Here is a 16,121-nt window from a genome sequence, read left to right on the forward strand (position 1 = left end):
AAGGAGTTTCCTATGAGTGTCGCCGACAACGTATCGGCTGTGCGTGCCCGCATTGATGATGCCTGCCGAGCATGTGGTCGAGACCCCGGTGAGGTGTCGTTGCTGCCAGTCTCCAAAACCAAGCCTCCCAGCATGGTCGATGAGGCGTATCGAGCTGGCTACCGGCTTTTCGGCGAGAACAAAGTGCAAGACGCGCTTACAAAATCTGAGCTCATGGATGCCGACCACCCTGGATTGGAATGGTCCATCATCGGCGGCCTGCAGACCAACAAGGCCAAATACGTGGCACGCTTCGCCACCGAATTTCAGGCCCTCGATTCGCTGAAAGTTGCTCATGAACTCGACAAGAGGTTGCACAAGGAGGGACGTCAACTACGGGTATTAGTCCAGGTGAATTCCTCAGCTGAGCCCCAAAAATCTGGCATCGCTCCCGACGAAGCTGTTGACTTCGCCCGCGAGCTGGCCGCCTGCGACGCTCTCGATGTGCGTGGCCTTATGACGGTGGCTCGCAATAGTTCTGATCAGCGGGTCGTGGCCGACTGCTTTGACCTCGTCGTCGCAACTCGGGAGAAGCTGCGCCAGGAAGCGGGTGATATCAGCGACTGGTCCGAATTGTCCATGGGAATGTCAGGGGATCTGGAGATCGCCATTGCTCATGGTTCCACCCAGGTGCGTATCGGCACTGACATCTTCGGGGCTCGCGATCCGGCGCGGATATGGCGTTCGTGAGCCGGGTCGTCTATCGTTGTTAATAAGTCTGTACCGCACCACTGCAGGGGAAGGCACGTGGTACCGGGAGGACGACCGTGGAAACAACACAGCTGGCCAGTGGAACTCTTTTCATCCACTCGGCCCCGACGGCGTTGCGCAGCCATATTGAATGGGCGGCGGATGCTGCATTTGCTATGCCAGCGCCGTTGCAGTGGACCAGCCAGCCAGTAGAACCGGGTACTTGGAGAGCAGAATCGGCGTGGCGCGGTGACGTCGTTGATGCCCGCAAGTTCATTTCCACGCTCGCCGCTTGGCGGCGGGTGCGTGTCGAGGTGACCGTCGAAACAGGGGCTGTCCCGTATCGTTGGAGCGTCACCCCTGATCTGGGCGTCTTTTCCGCGCCCACCGATGAGGCTGGTTCTGTCCTCGTTGATGAGATGAGGTTGCGGTCGGCGATCACTGCTTCGCGTCGCACTGGGTTACGTCTCGACGATGAGATCTGCGACTTGCTGGGCGAGCCGTGGGACGTTGAGCTGGAACCGTATCGAGCCTGCGACCCGTCGCTGCAGGTGCCGTGGCTATCTGCTGGATAAAAGGCGGCTGCTTACGGATTGAAGAATCATGGGGGCTGATCACGATGATCAGCCCCATGGCTGTCAGTGGGTGGCGTTGGCGTTGGTGAACGCCAAGGTGACGTTGTGCCCCCCGAACCCGAAAGAATTATTGAGAGCAGCCAGATCACCGTTGGGCAGGTCGGTCGTATGGGTGACGACGTTGACTTCCAAGTCCTCTTCGAGATGCTCGATATTGATGGTGCCAGGCACCTGGCGCTTCAGCAGGGCCATCACTGCTGCGAAGGATTCCAACGCTCCAGCTCCACCCAGCAGGTGTCCCGTCATTGACTTCGTGCCGTTGACGAGCACCTGATCAGTGGCCTTCCCCAGGACCGCGGCAACAGAGTGCGCCTCCGCAGTGTCTCCGAGCGGGGTCGAGGTGGCGTGGGCGTTGACGTGGTTGATGTCGCAGGGGGATAGCCCAGCGGATGCGAGGGCCTTGCGCATCGCGGACGCCTGACCAGAGCCAGTGGGATCGGGCTGAACGATGTCGTGCGAATCAGCTGAAATACCGGATCCAGCAAGAGTGCCGTAGATCTTCGCACCGCGGGCTTGAGCATGCTCAAGTGTCTCAATGACCATGATCGCTGCCCCCTCGCCGATGACGAAGCCGTCACGATCAGCGTCCCATGGACGTGAGGCGTGTTCGGGATCGTCGTTGCGAGTGGACAAAGCTTTCATTTGGGCGAAGGCGGCCACCGGCAACGGATGGATGATAGCTTCGGCGCCGCCGACGACGGCAATGTCAGCCCGTCCTAGACGAATCTGATCCAAGCCCAGCGAAATCGCCTCGGAAGATGACGCGCAAGCCGAAACAGGGGTATGGACTCCCGCTTTGGCATGCACCATCAGGCCAATATTGGCCGCCGGGGCGTTGGCCATCAGCATCGGAACGGTAAAGGGGCTAACCCGCTTGAAGCCTTTGTCCTTCTGGATATCCCACTGACCGAGTAAGGAGTGCAGGCCACCAATACCGGTAGCGCAGCACACTACTAAACGCTCCGGGTCGATGCCGTTGGACCCGGAATCGTCGTCGGGCTCAGGAAGCTCTAGGCCGGCGTCGGCCCAGGCCTCCTTGGCCGCGACCAGGGCCAACTGACTCGAGCGGTCTAGCCGGCGGGCCTGTGGGCGCGGCAGGTGGTTACTTGGATCATCGACCGCCGGAGCGGCGAATTTGACGGGAACGTCGTCAATCCAGTCAAAGTCGAGGGTGTGCACCCCGTTTCGACCTTCCAGGAGCCCCTGCCAGGTGGTGGGGGCGTCGGGTCCCAACGGTGTGGTGGCCCCGAAACCAGTGATGACGACGTCGCTCATGAATTCTCCAGTATGGGTGATGGGTTGGTGCGAGCTAGAGTCCGGGACTGACGAGTCCCGGACGCCCTGGAATCAGCCCTGGTGCTCGACGATGTAGTTGACGGCGTCGCCAACGGTCTTGATGTTCTTGGACTCCTCGTCAGGAATCTCAACGCCGAACTTCTCGTCACAGGCGTAGATGATCTCGACCATGGACAGCGAGTCGACGTCGAGGTCATCGACAAAGGACTTCTCAAGGGTGACCTCGGACTGGTCGACACCGGTGATGTCGTTGACGATGTCAGCCATGTCGGCAAGGATCTGGTCTTTGTCAGCCATGATGGTTGTTCCTTTTCTTATCGTTACCTTCGGGGTATAGGCCCGGAGTCTGCGGGTGTTCTTCTCGCGAAGAACGTATGGTTCAGGGGAGGCGGATGACCTGGCCGGCGTAAACCAGCCCAGCTCCGAATCCGATGATGAGGGCGAGGTCACCGCTGTGAGCCTCTCCACGCTGAAGCATACGGTCAATGGCGATCGGAACGGATGCGGCGGAGGTGTTTCCCATATCCGCGATGTCATGGCACACGGCCACTGACTCAGGCAGCTTAAGGTGGCGACAAACGACGTCGGTAATCCGGTCATTAGCCTGATGCGGGATGAAGACATCGAGGTCTTCGGGGGTGATTCCGGCTTTGGCGACGGCCTCGGCGGCGCGCTTGGCGACGTCAGTCATAGCCCACTTGAAGACCGCTCGACCGTCCATGTGAATGAGGGGGTGGATCTTGTCGGGATCGGCGCTAGCCGCTGACCACTCGTCGAGCTCGATGGTTTTGAGCTGATCAGAGCGAGATCCCCACACGACCGGGCCAATCCCCGGCTCATCGCTGGCGCCGATGATTGCGGCACCAGCCCCATCAGAGAAGAGGAAGGCGGTGGAGCGATCGTTGAGATCCGTCATCTCTGAGAGTTTCTCGACACCGATAACGAGGACGTGACTCGCTGATCCGGTACGGATCAGCGAATCGGCCAGAGCGGTCGAGTAGCAAAATCCAGCACACGCGCCGTTGAGGTCGAAGGCAGCAGCGTTGCCCAAGCCGAGCTCGCGGGCGATGTAGGTTGCCAAGCTGGGGGATGGGCGGTGGTGTGAAACGGTCGCCACGATGATGGCATCGATTTGTGATGTTTCCAGTCCCGATCGCTCGAGGGCGGTGCGGGCGGTTGTGGCGCCCATCGACACCACGGTCTCGGAATCGGTAGCCCAGCGACGCTCGGTGATGCCGGTGCGCTGCTCGATCCACTCCGGGGTGGAGTCGATGAGCGTGCACATCTCCTCGTTGGTGACCACTCGTGATCCGCGAGCCGACCCGGTGGACAGGAACTTCGAGTAGCCGTGGACCGGACGGGTCCTGATGGCTGTCATGCATTCTCCTTGCTGGAGTGGGCCGCGACGAACTCGCGGGCGGCCGGGATCTGATCGGGAGTGTTGAGGTTGAACAACTCAACCCCCTTGAGGTTGCGTTTGGCGATACCAGTCAGAGTACCGGCCGGGGCGAGTTCGAGAAGGCCAGTAACACTGCGCTCAACCATGGTGTCCATGCATAGGTCCCAGCGGACCGGATGGGCAACCTGATTGACGAGGCGATTGGCGAACTCACGTCCGTCAGTGACGACGTTGCCGTCAAGGTTGGACAGCAGGGCCACCGAAGGAGTGGTGGTCGGCATGGCAGCCGCCACCTCGCGCAGGTGATCGACTGCCGGCTCCATATGAACCGTGTGGAAGGCCCCCGCGACCGACAACGGGAAGAGCCGGGTACGCGACGGCGGTTTGGCTGCGAAAGCTTCGAGCTGCTCGACGGTACCGGCGGCTACGACCTGTCCCTTGCCATTGTGGTTGGCTGGGGTGAGCCCAGCGGCTTCAATGGCGGCTAGTACCTCATCGGCATCACCGCCGATGACAGCGGTCATGGAGGTGGCAGTGCGTGACGCGGCTTCTGCCATGGCCCGACCGCGCTCGCGCACTAGAACCATGGCGGCTTCGGCAGAGAAGGCTCCGGCGGCAGCGCCGGCGGGAATTTCTCCGACAGAGTGGCCGGCGAGCAGATCGGCCCGAGAGAAGATCTCGGGATCAACTGACCAAGCGGTGGCCAGTGCGGCGGCGACCAGCAGCGGCTGGGCGACCGCAGTGTCTTTGATGGTCGTCTCGTCGGAGGTCGTGCCATGAGTCACCAGATCGATATCCGCCACCGCCGAGAGCCACGCGAGGTGGTCGGAAAAGGTGGGGTCGGACATCCAATCCGACAGGAATCCTGGTTTTTGGGCCCCTTGGCCCGGAGCAACAATTGCAAGCACATCCCCACTGTGCCCCCTTGAAGGGCCTGACGCGAGCCAGGGAACCGACGAAGTACCCACGGTGGTCATTGTGGGATCCCCACAAATTGGCAGGGGGGATCCTCCAAAAATAGGGCTTAGAAGGGTTGTATCAGGCCCTATTTTCAGCTTCCCGTCGTCCCAGAATGGCAGCAATGACGTCATTGACCGGGGTATCGACGCCGACCTCGTCACCCAACCCGGGGACAGCTCCCACCTGAGCAGCGTATTCGCTGGGGCGTCCGGCAAGGATGTCGCGCTGGAAGGACGTGGTTGACGCGGGATCCTGCCCGGCAAGGAACGCGAGGTTCTTTTCGACGAAGTCGTCGGCGAGCTTGGCACCGTGAGCACGGGCTACCTGAGCTGTCTCGTCGATACATCGAGCGAAGACGTCGCGGTAGGTGCTAAGGAGATCTCCCAGAGAGACGTCAAGTACCGCACCGCAGGCCCCTTGCGGGACGACAGAACACATTTTGACCCACAACGTGGTGGTGATGTCCGCCACGTCGGGACAGGTGAGCCCGCCCTTACGACAGGCCTCTCGCAACTGATCGATGATGGGATTGGGGGAATCGTCAATGGTCGAGACCTCGAACATTCGAGGGCCTCCCAAGTCCATGATCAAACCCGGTTCCACGATCTTGACCCATTGCCGGCATACCCCTGGCGCGACATGCTCAGGGCCAATAATCGCTGAAAGCTCGCGCGGCGCGATGACGCCGTTTTGAGTGGTTACGACCATAGTACGGGGGCCTATCAGCGCGGGCAGGTATGCGCGCGCGGCCTGTGCGATCTGGAAGGTCTTGGTGCACAGTAAGACGACGTCAACCTGGCCAATCTCGGATGCCTTGTCAGTGACGGGCACGTCAAGTGTCAACTCTGTATTGCCGACCAGGCGCAGGCCGTGTTCGCGGATGGCGCTGAGGGTCTTGCCACGGGCGATGAAGGATACGTCCATTCCGGCATGTGCCAGAGCGGCCCCGTAGAAACCGCCGATGGCACCGGCTCCGACGACTACAGCTTTCATGACTCCTCCGTGTCCCTGGCAGCGACATATGCCGAAGCTATGGCCTGCTCCACTGACTGCCTGGCCTGAGGCAATGTCGCCGACAATAGCGGGATGTTCATGGCCGCCAGGGTGCGCTGCATTCCGATCCCGGCGTGGGTAGCGACGCATGCTACGACGTCGTGCTCGCGCAAGAAGCGAACGATGCGGGCGTGGTGGCTACCCTCGGTGCCCTCATCGTGGAGGCGGTCCCATTCGACCTTAAAGGTCTGCCAGTCGGCGATGTGACCGTTGTCGTCAACCTGTGCAACGGCCACCATGGGCGCCTTGCCGAATCGCGGTTCTACTGAGCCGTCCGGGCGAACGGGGATCATGACGTTCATAACGAGAGCCTAGCTCCCCTAGCCGATGAATTCGGTGGCGGAAGCGACACAATGCGGGGTGCTGTGCGCGGAACGACGGTTGTGGACTGTAGCGTTAAGGTCTTGGCCGAGCAATAGGCGCTCGGTTAAGGTTTGCAATTCAGTTATAGAGAAGGCGAGTACATGGCGTCGAATGGTCCTGTGCCAGTGAAAACAGAACCTGATGATCTCGGGTTAGAGTGCGCGAGAAAAAGAGGTCGATCGAGTCGTGCTGTCTTCATTGCGGTGACGGCGGCAGCTCTGGGAATCACCTATGGATATGATATTTCCAATACCGCGGCTGCCTTGCAATTTGTGCAGCGAGACTTTGGTATCTATAGCGCCATTAACACGACATCCGTAGTGGGTCAAATAATAGGTGCCATTCTTGGCGGCCCCACGGCTAATTCTATCGGACGTAAGAAATCGATGCTGGCCATCGCGGCAGGGTACACGATTTTCGCTATCCTGACGGCCATCTCCCCGTCCGCCACGTTGTTCCTTGCTATGCGGGTTCTGTTGGGTATTACCATCGGACTTTCTATTACTGTCGTCCCAGTATTTATCGCCGAATCGGCTCCGGCATCGCGGCGTGGTGGACTGGCAACTGCATATCAAGTTACATGCGTTATTGGAATAATCTTAGGCTATCTCGTCGGTTATTCTTTGCTGCCCACCAATACGTGGCGCTGGATTCTCGGTGTCGCGGCCGTCCCGGCATTCATCGTGCTCCTCATGCTTATCCGTACTCAGGAGACTCCCTCGTGGTACATGCTCAAGGGGCGCGAAGATGAGGCTCGTCGCGCGATGGAGCGCATTGAGCCGGCCGAACTGGTTGAGCAGAGTCTCGATGAGATTCGCAACTCCTTGTCTTCTCGACCCTCGGGGTCAGCGTGGGGGCGGCTGCGTGAGATGTTCCATGGGGGCATGGCTCGAGCCACGATCTTTGCTATCGTGCTTGGATTTTCAATCCAGATCACTGGTATCAATGCAACAATCTACTATGCGCCTGGAATCTATTCACGGATGGGATTTACTGACACTGCTACAACCTATCTAGTGCCGTCTCTGGTCCAATTCCTATCACTGATAAGTGTCGTCATCTCGATGCTCGTCATTGATAAAGTGGGACGTCGGTTTGTTCTCATTACGGGAATATCAACAATGATCGTTGCGACCGTCGTACTCATTGTGACATATATGGCGAGTGGCTTTGAAGGAGTCGTCGCCGGTGTTACCGGCCTCGTTGGGATGTCCCTATTTACTATGGGATTTACCTTCGGATTTGGTTCCATTGTATGGGTCTATGCCGGTGAGATTTTCCCGGCTCGCTACCGCTCACTCGGCGCATCATTGATACTCGCCGCGGATTTGATCGCCAATGCGATCACTGCTCAGTTGGGGGCTGCGATGCTCGATGGTATCGGGCTGGCCGGAACATTCGGCGTTTACGGTGGCCTTCTTGTTCTCGCGCTGCTATTCTTGCTGCGATACGCCCCGGAAACTTCCGGTCGCTCGCTTGAGGAGATCCAGGACTACTGGAACAACGGTGCTCGGTGGCCTGAGGCTGATTCGCCCGCCATGGGGTGAGCGCGAGATGAGTCCGCGGCGTCAGCTCTTTAGCCGCCCCAAGGTGATTGCCAGGCGCAGTACATAGGCCTCTCGAGGATCCGATGGGGAGTAGCCAGTGACGTCCTGGATTCTCTTGAGGCGGTAGCGCACGGTATTGGGATGAATAAACATCGCCCGACCCGTGCCTTCCACCGAGCAGCCATGATCGAGGAAAGAGACAGTTGTATCCATGAGGTCTCCGCTGGCTGCCGCGAGGGGGTTATAGACCTCGTTGACGAGCCACGCGGTGGCGTCGGCGTCACCGGAAAGGACTTGTTCGGGAAGCAAGTCGACGGCCGCCATGACCCGCGGACCCTCTGGCCAGGCTCGTGCCGCGCGCGCTCCAGACAGGGCGGCACGAGCGGATGTCGGGGCCAGCGTGAGATCGGCCACGACGGGTCCGACGACGATTGGCCCTGGCGCGAAGTGGTCTGCGAGAGCTTCGCTGGCGGCTACGGCTGCCGGATCGTCAACGAGTTTGTTGCTGGCCAAGATGACGACTAAACGGTCGGACTGTACGGCGGCCAGCACCGTCATCTGCATGCGTTCCCCATCGCGGCGCAGTACGTGGAGTTCATGCTCGGTTGTCGGTGCTCGTCCGACGACGACGCATAGGTTGATGTCCGGGCGCCAGCCGAGAGTGGAGGCTCGCGAAATGAGCTGTTCATCGGCATCGGCTCGCACGACCGCATCAACGACGAGGGACTCCAGACGCTCATCCCAAGTACCGCGACGCTCGGCAGCTCGCGCGTAAACCTCGGCGGCGGCGAAGGCCACTTCGCGGGAATAGTGGACGATGGCCGTGCGCAGTACTTGGCGATCGCCGCGTGGCATCTCGGTCTCAATTTGAGCCTCGACGACGTCGATCGTGGTGCGGACGAGTTCGACGGTCTGATGCAAGGAAATCTTGCGGGTCATGGATCGGGGTGCCACGTCGAAGACATCGGTGGGGGAGTAGGGCTCGGCGTCGTCGTCGGCAAACCATTGGACGAAACCGTCGATACCTGAGCGAGCCACGATCGAGATCCACGATCTCTCCTCGGCTGACAGATCACGGAACCAGGAGTGTCGACGACCCATTTCCTCAAGTGTGGCCGTCGTCATCGCCGAGGTGCGGGCCATCAGTCTTTTAGCGATGGTTCTACGTGTGCGGTCAGAAGACACCACCGTACGGCCGGTACTCGATGTGCGTGCGCTACCCGTTCGACGTGCGGACGTCGTCGCGATGTCGTTTCTGACCACCTAAGCCCCCCTCAGCGAGACTTCGGTCAGTCTAGTGGGGGCGATGTCTTAAGCGGAGGGTCGCCAGCAGATGGCGAACAGATCTGGGGATTACGCGCTGAGTCGATTTACGGCACTTCCGAGTGACTTTTCTTCCATAAGACGACACAATAAGTTGGCGGGGGCCCTTGGGCCGCCACCTCGAACCGTCACCGGTGATGTCGCCGGATGTGCGTCAATGTCGATGAGAAAGGACCCGGCGTGATCCCACGCGAAGAACGCGGACCAGTCCTCAATGGACTGCCGACTACCCTGCCTGACGTCGATCCCGAGGAGACTCAGGAGTGGATCGAGTCCCTCGACAAGATGGTCGAGACGGACGGTCCGAACCGTGCCCGGATCGTGCTGCTCAAGATGTTGGAGCGGGCTCGTAGCCACAGTCGTCTCGGGCTGTCAGCGCTCACCTCGACCGACTACATCAACACCATCGCGGCTGAGGACGAGGAGGAGTACCCCGGAGACGCCGAGATCGAGCGGAATATCCGTCGTCTGCTGCGTTGGAACTCCGCCATTACCGTGCATCGTGCCCAGCGCCCTGGTATTGGCGTTGGCGGTCATATCTCCACGTATGCCTCTGCAGTGACCCTCTACGAGGTTGGGCAGAACCATTTCTGGCGCGGGCAAGACGCCCCCGGCGGCGGTGACCAGGTCTTCTTCCAGGGGCACGCAGCGCCCGGTATGTACGCTCGCGCTTTCCTGGAGGGGCGTCTGAGCGAAGATGACCTCGATGGGTTCCGTCAGGAGAAGTCGAAGGCTGGGCGCGGTCTACCTTCCTACCCGCACCCCCGCATGCTGCCCGACTTCTGGCAGTTTCCGACGGTGTCGATGGGCCTGGGCCCGATGGATTCCATCTACCAGGCGTCCATGAACAAATACCTCACCAACCGTGGCGTCAAGGACTGCTCGGATCAGCATGTGTGGGCCTTCCTCGGTGATGGCGAGATGGACGAGCCGGAGTCGCGCGGATTCCTGCAGGTTGCTGCCAATGAAGAGCTCGACAACCTCACCTTCGTCATCAACTGCAACCTGCAGCGTCTGGACGGACCGGTGCGTGGCAACGGCAAGATTGTTCAGGAACTTGAGGCTGTCTTCCGTGGCGCTGGCTGGAACGTCATCAAGGTTATTTGGGGATCCGGCTGGGACCCGCTGCTGCAAGCCGACCGCGACGGTGCCCTCGTTGACATCATGAACAACACTCGTGATGGTGACTACCAAACCTTCAAGGCCAACGACGGTGCCTATGTTCGTGAGCACTTCTTCGGTCGCGACCCGCGCACTGCCAAAATGGTCGAAAACTGGACTGATGAGCAGATCTGGGCGTTGCGCCGTGGTGGCCATGACTACCGCAAGATCTACAACGCCTATAAGGCGGCTACGGAGTTCAAGGGGGCACCGACAGTGGTGCTTGCCTGCACTATTAAAGGTTATGATCTTGGGACTCACTTCGCAGGCCGCAACGCGACCCACCAGATGAAGAAGCTGGCCCTCGACGACCTCAAACAGTTCCGCGATCGTCTCGAAATTCCAATTTCGGACAAGGTACTGGAGGCTGATCCTTACCGTGCCCCGTACTTCCATCCCGGCGCCGATGACGAGCGCATCCAGTACCTCATGGAGCGTCGGCGCGCCCTCGGGGGTTTTGTGCCGGAGCGACGCTCGAAGTTCACCCCGCTGCCGATTCCCGAGCAGAAGGCTTTTGACGGTGTCAAACGTGGCTCGGGCAAACAGGAAGTCGCCACCACGATGGCCTTCGTGCGGCTACTCAAGGACCTCATGCGCGACAAGAACTTCGCTCCGCACGTCGTTCCGATCATCCCTGATGAGGCCCGTACCTTTGGCATGGACTCGTTCTTCCCGACGATCAAGATCTACAATCCGCACGGCCAGAACTACACCCCGGTTGACCACGAGCTCATGCTCAGCTACCGCGAGGCCAAGAACGGGCAGATCATTCACACCGGCATCAATGAGGCTGGTTCGGCGGCTGCCTTCATTGCCGCAGGCTCGGCATATTCCACTCAGGGTGTGCCGATGGTGCCGATCTACCTTTTCTATTCGATGTTCGGATTCCAGCGCACCGGTGACTCTTTTTGGGCAGCTGGTGATCAGATGACTAAGGGGTTCATCATTGGTGCCACTGCCGGACGCACCACACTCACCGGCGAAGGTACCCAGCACATGGACGGCCATTCGCCGGTCCTGGCTGCTGCGAACCCAGCCGTCATCTCCTACGATCCGGCTTATTCCTACGAGATCTCCCATATTGTTCAGGCAGGTCTGGAGCGCATGTACGGCGAGAACGCCGAAGATGTCATGTACTACCTGACGGTGTACAACGAACCGATCGTTCAGCCGGCCGAGCCAGAGGGCGTTGATGCCGAGGGCATCGTCAAGGGTATGTACCTGCTCTCGAGGGGCTCCGTTGAGGGAGTTGGCGAGAATGCCCGCCGCGTTCAGCTGTTGGCCTCCGGCGTCGCGGTGCCGTGGGCCATTGAGGCTCAGCAACTCCTTAAGGACGATTTTGGCGTTGTTGCCGACGTATGGTCGGTGACGTCGTGGAACAACCTACGTCGTGATGCCATGGATGCCGAGGAGCAGGCCTTCTTGCACCCGGAGCAGGGCAAGCGCACTCCGTACATCGTTGAGTGTCTTGCTGAGGCCCCTGGTCCGGTCATTGCTGCTACCGACTATATGCGCCAGGTCCCCGACCAGATCGCTCAGTGGGTACCGGGGGATTATGCCTCCCTGGGTGCCGACGGGTTCGGCTTCTCTGATACCCGTGCCGCTGCCCGACGGTTCTTCCATATCGATGGTCCCTCCATGGCCGTGCGTGCCCTCCAGATGCTCGCTGAGCGCGGCGAGGTTCCGCAGGACTGGCCGGTTAAAGCCGCCGAGAAGTACGACCTCCTCAACGTCAACGCGGGGGCTTCCGGTAGTGCTGGTGGCGACGCCTGATCGATAGATTGTCGAAAAGCCGGGGCATTCCATGATGTGGGCTGCCCCGGTTTTCGCTGAAGTCCGTTGCCTTCGCCATTCTCCTGCTAGCCTTTTTAGCGCCTAAGCTAAACCGAATTAGTTCTTGCGGCAACGGCGCTGCAAGGGGTGGAGATCGAAGGGGTATGACACATGAGGTTGAGTCGTCGGCACGTGCTCGCTGGTACTGTCGGGGCAGTTTCAACGGCGCTGATTGCAGCACAGACGCCTGCAGGTATCGCGTTTGCAAGGTCTTGCAGGCCTTCTAGGGCAGTGACCACCGCGGTCTATATCGAGGTCAATCACGAGGATCTCGCGACTGTCGGAGCTTTCCTCCGGGCAGGGGCTCACCGGCCGGTCTTCGATCTGGCGATGATTTTTGCGGCCAATATCAACTATGACGGGTACACGGCTTACCTGCACCTGAACGAGCGAGTCATGGAAACGCTCAGAGCTGCCGAAACTCAGATTCGCCCGTTGCAGCGTCGTGGGACGAAGGTGCTCTTGTCGCTCCTTGGTAATCATGAGGGCGCCGGGTTCGCCAACTTTCCAACCCGGCACGACGCTGAACGGTTCGCGGCTCAGGTAGCAAGGGTTGTTCATAGGTATCATCTTGATGGCGTCGACCTAGATGACGAATATTCCGAGTACGGCAAAAATGATACCGGTCAGCCCAATGAAGACTCTTTTGTTTGGTTTGTTCGCGCGCTGCGACGCCACCTGGGGCCTCATAAACTCCTTACCTTGTACTCGATTGGGCCGTCGGTTGATCGAACTGTTTCGGCGGTGGGTAATGCATCAGATGACCTCGATTATGCATGGAACCCGTGGTATGGCACCTATCAGGAACCATTGGTGCCGGGTATGCCTCGAAGTCATTTGGGGGCGGCAGCAGTTGACTGGGGACATACGTCGATCGAAATGATCGAGACGATGGCCTCTCGGACGATCCGTGACGGTTATGGCGTCTTCATGACGTATGACTTGCGGGTGTCGACGAACCCGTCCCTCGTGCAGGCCATGACAACGTCCTTGGGAGGAAGGTGGTGACTTCGATGGTGACCGTCGCAGAAAAGGCCCCACGGTGGTCGTCGGCGGGATGTTCTGGCACACTGATGAAGGTGGGAACTCCCTGTCACGCAGAGCAAGAGAAAGCGAAGGATTTCGTGGGAAGCGGCAGCGATTTGGACAAGCTCGGTTTTGAGGCCGGGCAGGTCGTCCAGGAGCTCGGTTGGGACGATGACGTTGACGAGAACCTCCGTCAGGAGGTTATGGACATCATCGACGGTGACATGATCGAGGATTCGATTGACGCCGTTGACATCGTCTGGTTGTGGCTGCGTTCCGACGACGGCGATGTAGCCGACGGCTTGGTTGACGCTATGCGTGATTTGTCTGACGACGGGTTTATCGTTCTGGTCACCCCGAAGGTGGGGCGCCCGGGCACTATTGATCCGGCTGATCTGTCTGACGGCGCAGATACTGCTGGAATGGTGCTGACCACCAGCTACGACGTCAGTGAGGACTGGCAGGCCCACAAGATTGTGCGCCCGCGCGGCGGGCGGCGCTGATCGTCTTTCAAGCACTTCCTGCGGCATGGTTCCGTAGGGATTGCGGTATGTCTAACGTATTGACGGACTTGGAGAGGTCCGTCAATACACGGTCTTCACATCATTCGCCGAGTATCTCGTCCAGCTTTTCTGGGGTCATAATCGGAGTCATCGGCAGCATCTTGTAGGCCGTCATGTCGAGCGCGAAAGCCGCTACCGTCGGATCGCTGTCAAGGTCGATGTCAGCCCAGCGGTAGTGGGAAAGCAGGTGGCGGGGACGGAACTGTAGATGCCTGCTGCCGGCCCGTCTGACGCCTTGCGCGATCCGTGCGGGCCATCAGTGATCATTGGCCCGGCAATGCCGAGGCGCTCGATTGCCTGAAGGTGCCAGGCATCACTGCCTGAGCACAGGGAGACTTTCTCCTCAAGGTGAGTTGACCAATGATGTCGGTGATCTGAGATGCGGTCATAACTGGCTCCTTCGTCAACGTCGACACCGGATTATCGTCGGGACCTAGGACAGCGTCGCGACAGCGATGTTTCGGCTAGTTACCAGACGGATGACGAAGATTCGTCAGTGACGTTCAAAGCTGTGAACTGGTGGTGACCGTTACCCCGGCATCTTCCATAGCTGCCACGGCCGCTTCACCTGACTCTAGACTGACCGGTTCACTGAGATCGGTCAAGCATGTCGTGGTAAACCCGAGATGCTGGGCATCCAGAGCCGTGTCCTTGACACAGTGGGACAGGGCCAAGCCGACAACGTCGACAGCTTCGATCCGGTGATCGCGCAATATCGTCTCGAGAGACGAACCGCCCTTAGTAGTCCCCTCGAAACCGGAGTAGGCCGCAGCATATTGCCCCTTCTTAACGTGCGCATCGACAGGAATCTCGGCTACCGCCGGATGAATCTCAGCCTCGTCGGTACCCGCAACCCCATGTGGCGGCCAGGAATCCACAAAGTCGGGGTTGCTGGAGAAGTGGTCGCCGGGATCAATATGCCAATCCTGGGTAGTGACGACTATGTCGTAACTATCACGGTGGGTCGTGATATAGCACGCAATGCGCTCGGCGCAGGCATTGCCGCCTGCGACAGCCAGAGCGCCTCCCTCACAGAAAGTTGGCTGGACGTCTACGACGAGAAGAGCACGATGTGATGAAGTCATGGGCGCATCCCTCCGCCACCCCCGGCTCTAGGTACGCTGACGCCATGGCAGTGAGCACTTATGAGGCGGCCCAAGATCGCTACGACACCATGGAGTATCGACGTTGCGGAACGAGCGGCTTATTGCTCCCCGCCGTTTCGTTGGGACTGTGGCACAACTTTGGAGATTTTCACCCCGGATTCACGCAGCGTGCCGTGCTGCGTCGTGCGTTCGATCGCGGTATCACTCACTTCGACCTCGCTAATAATTACGGTCCGCCCTATGGGCAGGCCGAGATTAATTTCGGTCGCATGATGGCGACTGATTTCAAGCCCTATCGGGATGAACTTATTATAAGCTCCAAGGCTGGCTACGATATGTGGCCCGGCCCCTATGGGCAAGGTGGGTCTCGTAAGTACCTCATCGCCTCCTGCGACCAGTCTCTCAAGCGGATGGGGTTGGACTACGTCGACATCTTCTATTCCCATCGATTCGATCCGGAAACTCCGCTCGAGGAGACGATGGGAGCCCTCGACCGGATCGTGCGATCGGGTCGGGCCCTGTATGCAGGTATTTCCTCATACGGTCCCGAGGAGACGGAGCGTGCCGCCGCCATTGCCCGTGACCTTGGTACCCCATTGCTCATCCACCAACCGCGTTACAACATGTTTGACCGATGGATTGAGGACGGTCTTATCGATACCTGTGAGCAGGAGGGAATGGGCATCATCTGTTTCTCCCCGTTGGCTCAAGGAATTCTCACCGACAAGTACCTCAGAGGCGTCCCTGCTCAGTCACGTGCTGGCATGGGGGCGGTCTCGCTGCGACCCGAACAGATCGACGACGCTACCCGCGCCGCAGTCGCTGCCCTCAACGAGGTCGCTAAGGATCGCGACCAGACTTTGGCCCAGATGGCCCTCTCATGGATCCTGCGCGAGCCCCGCATCACCAGCGTGCTCGTGGGGGCTTCCTCGGTGCCGCAACTGGATTCAGATATCGATGCACTTGAGGCCACCCCCTTCACTGACGACGAGAGAGTGCGTATTGAGTCGGTGTTGGCCGACCATGTCTTCTGACCCGTCCCGAGTCGTGCTAACCTCATGGGGACGCCCTTTAATGGCGATCCCGTGAGGTCGCGAAGGTCGTGCTAGCAGGCGGTTGCGCGTATG

Annotated in this window: 16 protein-coding genes; 7 read left to right on the forward strand and 9 right to left on the reverse strand. The window is 59.6% G+C overall.

Translation table 11 applies throughout. The features are described from left to right. Positions 1–12 precede the first annotated feature (12 nt). The gene (locus tag A5483_RS04800) at positions 13–729 is read left to right on the forward strand and encodes a YggS family pyridoxal phosphate-dependent enzyme (RefSeq protein WP_002548740.1); all 717 of its coding nucleotides are present in this window, start codon (positions 13–15) and stop codon (positions 727–729) included. A 77-nt stretch (positions 730–806) separates the two neighbouring features. Then, the gene (locus tag A5483_RS04805; RefSeq protein WP_002548551.1) at positions 807–1,304 is read left to right on the forward strand and encodes a DUF3145 family protein; all 498 of its coding nucleotides are present in this window, start codon (positions 807–809) and stop codon (positions 1,302–1,304) included. Between the two features lie 63 nt (positions 1,305–1,367). On the opposite strand, the gene A5483_RS04810 is transcribed toward A5483_RS04805, so the two are convergent. From A5483_RS04810 to A5483_RS04835, 6 genes are all read right to left on the reverse strand, one after another. Beyond that, positions 1,368–2,639 (reverse strand): beta-ketoacyl-[acyl-carrier-protein] synthase family protein, encoded by a 1,272-nt coding sequence (locus A5483_RS04810; protein WP_002548832.1) that lies wholly within the window; start codon positions 2,637–2,639, stop codon positions 1,368–1,370. Positions 2,640–2,711: 72 nt separating this feature from the next. Further along, positions 2,712–2,957 (reverse strand): acyl carrier protein, encoded by a 246-nt coding sequence (locus tag A5483_RS04815; protein ID WP_002548737.1) that lies wholly within the window; start codon positions 2,955–2,957, stop codon positions 2,712–2,714. Positions 2,958–3,039: 82 nt separating this feature from the next. Then, a complete protein-coding gene (locus A5483_RS04820) occupies positions 3,040–4,038 on the reverse strand; it encodes a beta-ketoacyl-ACP synthase III (protein WP_063811146.1) in 999 nt (332 codons plus the stop codon). Then, positions 4,035–4,907: an ACP S-malonyltransferase gene (locus A5483_RS12025; RefSeq protein WP_063811147.1), complete on the reverse strand. Its 873-nt coding sequence runs from the start codon at positions 4,905–4,907 to the stop codon at positions 4,035–4,037. Before A5483_RS12025 ends, A5483_RS04820 begins: the two co-directional genes overlap by 4 nt. Before the next feature lie 190 nt (positions 4,908–5,097). After that, complete coding sequence (locus A5483_RS04830; RefSeq protein WP_063811148.1) at positions 5,098–6,012, reverse strand: 2-dehydropantoate 2-reductase; 915 nt, start codon at positions 6,010–6,012, stop codon at positions 5,098–5,100. Continuing rightward, entirely contained in the window at positions 6,009–6,374 is a 366-nt protein-coding gene (locus tag A5483_RS04835) for a NifB/NifX family molybdenum-iron cluster-binding protein (RefSeq protein ID WP_063811149.1), read from the reverse strand. The genes A5483_RS04830 and A5483_RS04835 overlap by 4 nt, the downstream gene beginning before the upstream one ends. A gap of 162 nt (positions 6,375–6,536) precedes the next feature. Between A5483_RS04835 and A5483_RS04840 the strand changes: the two genes are divergently transcribed. Beyond that, entirely contained in the window at positions 6,537–7,982 is a 1,446-nt protein-coding gene (locus A5483_RS04840) for a sugar porter family MFS transporter (protein ID WP_063811150.1), read from the forward strand. 21 nt (positions 7,983–8,003) lie between these two features. On the opposite strand, the gene A5483_RS04845 is transcribed toward A5483_RS04840, so the two are convergent. Then, positions 8,004–9,125: a PucR family transcriptional regulator gene (locus tag A5483_RS04845; RefSeq protein ID WP_176607843.1), complete on the reverse strand. Its 1,122-nt coding sequence runs from the start codon at positions 9,123–9,125 to the stop codon at positions 8,004–8,006. Positions 9,126–9,452: 327 nt separating this feature from the next. Here A5483_RS04845 and aceE point away from each other — a divergent pair, with 327 nt between their 5' ends. The 3 genes from aceE (at position 9,453) to A5483_RS04860 (ending at position 13,828) form a co-directional block, all read left to right on the forward strand. After that, on the forward strand, positions 9,453–12,239 hold the full coding sequence (gene aceE / locus A5483_RS04850; protein ID WP_042842615.1) for a pyruvate dehydrogenase (acetyl-transferring), homodimeric type: 2,787 nt from the start codon (positions 9,453–9,455) through the stop codon (positions 12,237–12,239). Positions 12,240–12,530: 291 nt separating this feature from the next. Further along, positions 12,531–13,307: an endo-beta-N-acetylglucosaminidase H gene (locus A5483_RS04855; RefSeq protein ID WP_002548588.1), complete on the forward strand. Its 777-nt coding sequence runs from the start codon at positions 12,531–12,533 to the stop codon at positions 13,305–13,307. A gap of 65 nt (positions 13,308–13,372) precedes the next feature. Then, entirely contained in the window at positions 13,373–13,828 is a 456-nt protein-coding gene (locus tag A5483_RS04860) for a DUF3052 domain-containing protein (protein ID WP_042842723.1), read from the forward strand. A gap of 323 nt (positions 13,829–14,151) precedes the next feature. Here the strand turns inward: A5483_RS04860 and A5483_RS12535 are convergent, their stop codons facing one another. Both A5483_RS12535 and A5483_RS04865 read right to left on the reverse strand, forming a co-directional pair. Next, positions 14,152–14,277 carry a hypothetical protein gene (locus A5483_RS12535; protein ID WP_002548725.1) on the reverse strand — a complete coding sequence of 42 codons (126 nt, stop codon included), beginning with the start codon at positions 14,275–14,277 and terminating at the stop codon, positions 14,152–14,154. Positions 14,278–14,391: 114 nt separating this feature from the next. Further along, positions 14,392–14,973 carry an isochorismatase family protein gene (locus A5483_RS04865; protein ID WP_002548907.1) on the reverse strand — a complete coding sequence of 194 codons (582 nt, stop codon included), beginning with the start codon at positions 14,971–14,973 and terminating at the stop codon, positions 14,392–14,394. Positions 14,974–15,017: 44 nt separating this feature from the next. Between A5483_RS04865 and mgrA the strand changes: the two genes are divergently transcribed. Continuing rightward, the gene (gene mgrA, locus A5483_RS04870) at positions 15,018–16,028 is read left to right on the forward strand and encodes an L-glyceraldehyde 3-phosphate reductase (RefSeq protein WP_042842613.1); all 1,011 of its coding nucleotides are present in this window, start codon (positions 15,018–15,020) and stop codon (positions 16,026–16,028) included. Positions 16,029–16,121 lie beyond the last annotated feature (93 nt).

It is taken from the genome of Cutibacterium namnetense (genome assembly GCF_001642025.1).
Classification (GTDB): Bacteria; Actinomycetota; Actinomycetes; order Propionibacteriales; family Propionibacteriaceae; genus Cutibacterium; species Cutibacterium namnetense.

Bases quoted from the DNA above. Each gene is read 5' to 3' on its own strand.
- A5483_RS12025 (WP_063811147.1), bottom strand. From the start codon at position 4,907: ATGTCCGACCCCACCTTTTCCGACCACCTCGCGTGGCTCTCGGCGGTG.
- A5483_RS12535 (WP_002548725.1), bottom strand. From the start codon at position 14,277: ATGACCGCATCTCAGATCACCGACATCATTGGTCAACTCACCTTGAGG.
- A5483_RS04810 (WP_002548832.1), bottom strand. From the start codon at position 2,639: ATGAGCGACGTCGTCATCACTGGTTTCGGGGCCACCACACCGTTGGGA.
- A5483_RS04800 (WP_002548740.1), top strand. From the start codon at position 13: ATGAGTGTCGCCGACAACGTATCGGCTGTGCGTGCCCGCATTGATGAT.
- A5483_RS04860 (WP_042842723.1), top strand. From the start codon at position 13,373: ATGAAGGTGGGAACTCCCTGTCACGCAGAGCAAGAGAAAGCGAAGGAT.
- aceE (WP_042842615.1), top strand. From the start codon at position 9,453: ATGTGCGTCAATGTCGATGAGAAAGGACCCGGCGTGATCCCACGCGAA.
- A5483_RS04815 (WP_002548737.1), bottom strand. From the start codon at position 2,957: ATGGCTGACAAAGACCAGATCCTTGCCGACATGGCTGACATCGTCAAC.
- A5483_RS04820 (WP_063811146.1), bottom strand. From the start codon at position 4,038: ATGACAGCCATCAGGACCCGTCCGGTCCACGGCTACTCGAAGTTCCTG.
- A5483_RS04830 (WP_063811148.1), bottom strand. From the start codon at position 6,012: ATGAAAGCTGTAGTCGTCGGAGCCGGTGCCATCGGCGGTTTCTACGGG.
- A5483_RS04865 (WP_002548907.1), bottom strand. From the start codon at position 14,973: ATGACTTCATCACATCGTGCTCTTCTCGTCGTAGACGTCCAGCCAACT.
- A5483_RS04835 (WP_063811149.1), bottom strand. From the start codon at position 6,374: ATGAACGTCATGATCCCCGTTCGCCCGGACGGCTCAGTAGAACCGCGA.
- A5483_RS04845 (WP_176607843.1), bottom strand. From the start codon at position 9,125: ATGGCCCGCACCTCGGCGATGACGACGGCCACACTTGAGGAAATGGGT.
- A5483_RS04840 (WP_063811150.1), top strand. From the start codon at position 6,537: ATGGCGTCGAATGGTCCTGTGCCAGTGAAAACAGAACCTGATGATCTC.
- mgrA (WP_042842613.1), top strand. From the start codon at position 15,018: ATGGCAGTGAGCACTTATGAGGCGGCCCAAGATCGCTACGACACCATG.